This is a genomic window from bacterium (assembly GCA_018812485.1).
Classification (GTDB): Bacteria; JAHJDO01; JAHJDO01; order JAHJDO01; family JAHJDO01; genus JAHJDO01.
Genome location: JAHJDO010000035.1, coordinates 1 through 6,374, shown reverse-complemented (window position 1 = coordinate 6,374; position 6,374 = coordinate 1). Strand labels below are relative to the sequence as shown.

General features: G+C 30.5%; 4 protein-coding genes. 3 read left to right on the top strand and 1 reads right to left on the bottom strand.

Annotation, left to right across the window (positions count from 1 at the left end; translation table 11 throughout):
• The coding region (locus KKC91_02775; protein MBU0477475.1) for an ATP-binding protein at positions 1–177 on the bottom strand (177 nt) is incomplete at its 3' end.
• Positions 178–275: 98 nt separating this feature from the next.
• On the opposite strand from KKC91_02775, the gene KKC91_02770 reads away from it, so the two are divergent.
• The 3 genes from KKC91_02770 to KKC91_02760 all read left to right on the top strand — a co-directional run bounded on the left by KKC91_02770 (position 276) and on the right by KKC91_02760 (position 6,325).
• A complete protein-coding gene (locus KKC91_02770) occupies positions 276–629 on the top strand; it encodes a hypothetical protein (protein ID MBU0477474.1) in 354 nt (117 codons plus the stop codon).
• 110 nt (positions 630–739) lie between these two features.
• Positions 740–5,488, top strand: coding sequence for a DUF3883 domain-containing protein (locus KKC91_02765; protein MBU0477473.1), 4,749 nt, complete (start codon positions 740–742; stop codon positions 5,486–5,488).
• A 300-nt stretch (positions 5,489–5,788) separates the two neighbouring features.
• Positions 5,789–6,325, top strand: a complete 537-nt coding sequence (locus tag KKC91_02760; GenBank protein ID MBU0477472.1) for a SocA family protein — start codon at positions 5,789–5,791, stop codon at positions 6,323–6,325.
• The last annotated feature ends 49 nt before the right edge of the window (positions 6,326–6,374 follow it).

The window sequence follows — 6,374 nt, the reverse complement described above, 5'->3', positions numbered from 1 at the left end:
GTGATAATTAATAGGAGGAACTTCAATGTGAATGTCTATTCTATCAAGCAGAGGCCCTGAAATCTTGGAGCGGTATCTCTGTATTTGGTATGGAGTACACCTACATGAAGATTTAAGTTGCCATTCTGTACCACAGGGACATCCATGCGGAACAGAATACAAACTTTTTCCCCCCATTAGTGTATACACTTGAATTATCAATTAACCTGAACGATTTTAACCCATCTTATCCCAAAAATCCACAAACCCTTGGAGAGAGAATAAGAAAAACAAGGATGGATAAGGGGTTATATGCAAAAGAGCTGGCTAAGTTAGTAGGTGTTGATGAAGATACAGTGATAAACTGGGAGAAGGACAGAAACATGCCACAATATAAAGATGTCAGGAATTTGCAAAATGTTCTTGATTTAAAAATCCCTGCTGTTCTGATATACAGAGATTATCCCTCTAATCCTGCTACATTCAGTCAGAAATTCAAGAAAAAGAGATTGGATTTGCATCTCACCCAAAAAGAAGCTGCACAAAAGTTAAAATTGGAGGTTACCACTATCAGAAGGATTGAATGTGGAAAGATGAAAAAACCTTTTAAGGCTACTATGGAAAAATTGAGGGAATTTATTGAGGCTTAGATTGAGAAGTAGTAGAATGACAAATATAGCTTTATATGATTTATACTCATAAGGGAGTAAGAAAACTAAGTAAGATTTATTAATAAATACAGTGTATTCTAATTAAAAAGATGAACAAGGCAGATTGGAAGAGATGGATAGAGCAACAAGTAAAAGATGTTAGACGAGAATATCTTGAACGATGCCAAAGACTTATCCAAGATTATCGTCAAGAAATTGCTCTAAATGAGCAATATAATGGAAGACAACTATTAGAGCTATTGCAAAATGCTGACGATGAAAGTCACAATGCTAAAGAACCAAACGTTTTAATCAAGATAGTAGAAAATAAACTTATAGTTGCAAATAATGGATCCCCATTCAGCACTGATGGGATTGAATCTCTGAGGTTTGCAAGGATAACTAGGAAAAAACATAGACATGGGGTCATTGGATACAAAGGTTTGGGATTCAGGTCTATTCTGAATTGGGCAAAGGAGATATGTATTGTAAGCGGAGAATTATCAATTAAATACTCAAAAGATATTGCTAAAGAGTTCTTGAATGAATTGTTATCCGCCCAGCCTTCTTTAAAACAAAAAATAGAAGATAATGAGGTTGCAGTTTTGACCATCCCCTCTTGGACAGAAAAACCAGAAATAATCGATGACAATTTCGATACGTATGTAATATTGACATTGAATGATGACGTTAAGGAAGAATTAAAGAGGCAGATTGAAGATTTAACTCCAGAAACTTTGATATTTCAGAACAATATAAAACAGATTGAGATTGATACGCCATGGAAGAGGAAGAAGATAGTTGCAGAGAGAAGCATTGATAAGATAAAAATTGATATTATAGACCAAACAGACGGTACTCATTTATTAAAAGAGTGGAAAATTAGCTCTAAAGAGGACTCAATTCCTGACGAGTTAATTAAAAATACTGAAGATCCTAAAGAGTACAACATCAAGATTGCATTTAACGAAAAACTTGATGATTCAATTAATAAGCTATTCTGTTATTTTATAACAAAGGAAAAATTTCCATTTCCTATACTGATTCATGCAACTTTGAATTTGGATGATAGTAGAAACTATATTATAGAGGATGAGATAAATAAGTATATTCTTAATGAACTCTCTGAATTATTAGTAAAATTAGCAATAGAACTAAATAAGGATAAAGTAAATTGGGATAGGTTAAAATTCCTTGCTAAACAAGGGGACTTTAGTGAAACTGTCGATAAGATGGGTTTTTATGATTCATTAATTCAGCAGATTAAAGATAAAGAACTGCTTCCCACTAAAAAAAGTTACTTAAACTCGTTAAATGCTCGTGACTATGGTATCAAAGAACTAAACAATATTTTAGTGAATTATGAAGAATTTAAAGACCTCTGCATTTACACAGAAGATTCATCAATTAAGGAATTAATAAGAAAATTGGAAATTAGAGAATACTCTAAGGAAGAACTAACCTCAAAATTAAATAAAATTTCTGGTTTATTAACTATGCAGGAGAGGGCTAAGTTAATTGCTGCAATCTGTAAAAATAATTCTTCCTTATTTGGATGGGATTACAAAGGGGATAGGCCTTCCCTTTTTATTGATAATAAAAAAAATGTTGTGAAGTCTGATTTTGATTTGGTTTTGCCACCGGACTCCAGTTTGGATATATCTTTGCCAGATTGGATTTCTTTAAAATTCATTGATTCAGAGTTAACCAAACTACTTCATAGCGAATTTGGAACATCTACATCAAGAGAACTAATATCCCAATTATCTTTTTTCGATGTTCAAGAGTATCGTTTTATTGATCTTGGAAGGGCTATAATTAATTCTGCAAAGGAAAGATTAACAAAAGAAAATAATAAAATAAGCATAGTACAAGAATTATTAAAGATCTTACTTGATATCTACAGGGATAAAAAAGAAGAAAAATTCCCAGAAAATATCCAAGTCCCGCTCATTAATAACAAAGGAGAGATTTTCGATGCAAAAGAGCTTTATTTTGGTAGAGAATATAATTTTGGGGAAATATCTTATAACTTATTAAAAGATGTTGGTTCTGATCACTCAATCTTTTTAGCTAAGAACGATACACTTGGGTTAAATATTGATGAAGAGGAAATAAAAGAGTTTCTAATTTGGTTAGGTGTGTCTATATATCCCCGATTTATATTAAAAGAATTGAAAGAGAACTATTCTGATTATGAAACTTTTATTCTTGAAAACTTGGACTATCCTTTGACATTAGATAATGAAGTATTTCAAGACTATGCAGTATTAAAACGAGATATAAATCGGCATTCAAAAATCACAGTACAAACTATTGCATTTATTGATGAAATATTAGAAAAAGCAGAATGCGAGTATATCCTTGCTTGGCTTATTAAAGATAGTAATTTAAATACAATTATAAGAGAGGGAAGAGAAATAAATACTAACTCTAAAGTTTTGTTATCCCTCTCAAAAAAAATAAAATATCGGGAAATAAGCGGCCCCAAAATCCCCTCATATTTATCATGGATACTAAAAACTAAATCGTGGATTCCAACATTAACAGGTAAAAAAGAAGTTCCTTCTAATTGTTGTAATTCAAGAAGTATAAGTCTTTCACCTTTAATAGAATTGCCAAAGTATAACCCCAACCACCCAATTTTAAAGAAAAAACAAATCGACATAAAGGATATAGATTTATTATTCTCAAAAATAGGGATTATTGATGAATTGAAAGAATTGAGTTGGAGTAAGGTTTATTCTCTTTTGCTGGACTTACCTAATAAAGATCCTGAAGGAAAAAGGGCCTCAAATTTCTATACCCAGCTTGTAAGAGATATGTCTATTGATAATTTAAACAGACAAGATGAGAATTATATTAAATTTATGAAAGAAGGAGAGTTGTTAGGAGAATGCGATAACATAAAGAGATACTATCCAATAAAAGAGTTGTTTTACTTAGAAAATATAAACTTTCCTAAATCAATTCGTAAAAGGAAACCAATTTTGTGCATAGCTAGTAAAATAGGTGCAAAAAAAGTAGAGCATATATTAGGCGTAAATCAATTAACAGAAGATGCCCTTAACATAAAAATTAAATCCTTTGCTTTACATAAGCTGAATGATGAATTTTTTAATGAATTAGAGATCTTTAAACCATATGTCTACTTTTACAGAATGGAAAAAGATACCAAGGGGGAGAATTTACGTGCATTAAAAAATCTTAATATCTTACTTTGCTCGGATATAGAAGTCGAATCAGATATACCCGAGTTGATTATAGATGTAAATGAGACAGTGCGTGAGAAAAAGAAAGTTTACATTAAAATTAATAAAGACATAGATAAGTTGAATGACCTCTTAGAAGATGATGATTTTTGTGATTCTATTTCTGAAACAATTCTAAATACCTTTAAAATAGTAGAGAATGCAGTTGAAATGAGTATTAAAGAACTCTTATCAAAAAAAAGTAATAGAGGAAAACGTTTTTTAAAATTTAATGGTGAAGAAGCATTAATAAGATTAGAAGAATGTAAATCTTTATTAGGATTGATTTTAACTAGTAAAATATCATTTTGGGAAACTATTTTTAGCATTAAAGGTAAACTATTGAGTGAAGAAATCAAAACAGAGGAAGAATTATTGCAGAACATTAAATCTGATATTTGTGATATCTCAAAAGAGACATACAACAAGATTGATTATGACAATTATAGTAGCCCAGATAATTATTCTGTCTTTAAAGAATTGTTTAGTCACCTAAAAATAAATCTTCAGGATTTCAATAAAATATCTAGTAAAAAGATAGGTTTTAGCGGCCATTTACAATTAGAGCTTAAAAAGGTATCAACTTCTTATGAACAAAAGTTTAAAGTCGCTTTATACAATAGATTTAAGGGGGAATTGGAAAAACAAAAACAATTTCAGAGAATAATTTTTGAGTATACTTCCTATGATTTTGACATACCCAACACTACATTTATTGATATAAACAAATATTTTTACAGGTTAGTTGAAAATAAATATGGAATACAAGAAAAAGAGCTACAGAACCCGGAAGATATTGAGATAAGCAAGATATACTCTCAAAATCGTGAAAGAATACTTGAAGAGTTGAAAAGAAAAAACTTTGACGAAAGTGAAATAAATGGGTTCTTAGATTCTTTAAGTTTAGAAGAAGAATCTTTGATTTATTTTGGGAATGTGTCTGAACTTATAACTGACTTTATAAATACTCATAAAACGATTGAACAAAAATCGCTGGAAGAAAAAGAAAAAACTGTAGAAGAAAAATTGGCTGATGAGATAAAAAAAGTTGGAGATGAAGTTAGAGATAATCCTCCACCAATAGAAAAGGTGGAACCAATAAGACCTCTAGAACCCGAGTCTACAAACGAAAAAAAGAAAACGAAAAAAACGATTCATGGTAGAAGAGTTAGCGAAACTGAGAAAGAAGAGATAGGAATTATAGGAGAAAAAATACTCTATGAGAGATTAAAGTTGAAGTATGGTGAAAAATCCGTTGGATGGGTATCATCAAATGCAAAAAAAGCGGGGGTTAATCCTTCTGGAAATGATGGTTATGGGTATGATATTTATTATAAAATAGATGAAAAGATTAAATATGTAGAAGCCAAAGCTTCAAAAAATGAAGTTAATTCTTTTAATATTAGTAAATATGAAGTGGAGTTTGGCGAAAAAAATAAAGATGATTATGAAATATGGTTGGTATTGAATTGCATGGATAAAGATGGAAGAAGGATTATAAATTTAGGAAATATATTTAAATATAAATCCCGAGATGGTTCTTTTAACAATAATTCAAATTTTTCTGTAGAAAACGAAAACTTCATAATCTGTTTTGTTATTAATTGATATTATTTTTCTCATCTCTCCTTTGTTCTTAATGGCTCACTTTGTTAGCGCGATTTCTCTTTAGAAAGAGTTATAAATATACAGCCTTCCTTTTCTTTCTATTGAATTTTCTGTAAAAATTTCCTGTTAGATCTTGCTACTTCCTATGTCTATTATAATAGAAGATCAGATTTATTAAAGGAGAAACTTTCAGAATTTACAACTTCCTTGAGATTTAATTCAAGAAGTGGCAAAATGCCGGAGCTTTCTGTGGCTAGTGTTCTCAATGGGAATATTTTAGTATAATAAATAAACCCCCAAATGAAAATCCAAGATCTCCTATATGTAATTGCAAAGGAATTCAAGCAGCTTGAAGATTATTATCTTGGTAGAACCAAGTTAATAAAATTAGCTTATCTATCAGAAATCTTTTACAAGAGATTATTCAATAAGAGGTTAACAGATTCAAATTGGGTATTTTGGAAATACGGTCCATATTTGATGGATTACCCAACCATATTAAACTCAGCTGCCTTTTTTAAAAGTGAAGATGATGATTTTAAACCTATAAAAATAGATTATGATTACAGATGCGCTGCCCCTAATTTAGATGAAAAGTGTGCAATCAATAGAGCTATGGAATTTGCAGAAACAGATCTTAATGAACTATTAGATTTTATATATTTTGATACTGAACCTATGATAAATGCCACTTCTAGGGGGAAATTACTGGATTTTAGCTGTGTGAAACCGGAAGAAGCATACGAAATTAAAGAATACCACATAACTAAAGAAATGGGTAACCGGATAGATGAAAAAATAAAAGAGTGGAAGAAAAAACGAATTGAGTCCCAATAAATCAAAAGGTATTGAAGAATTATACGAGAAATGTTGTGAAGGAGCCTTT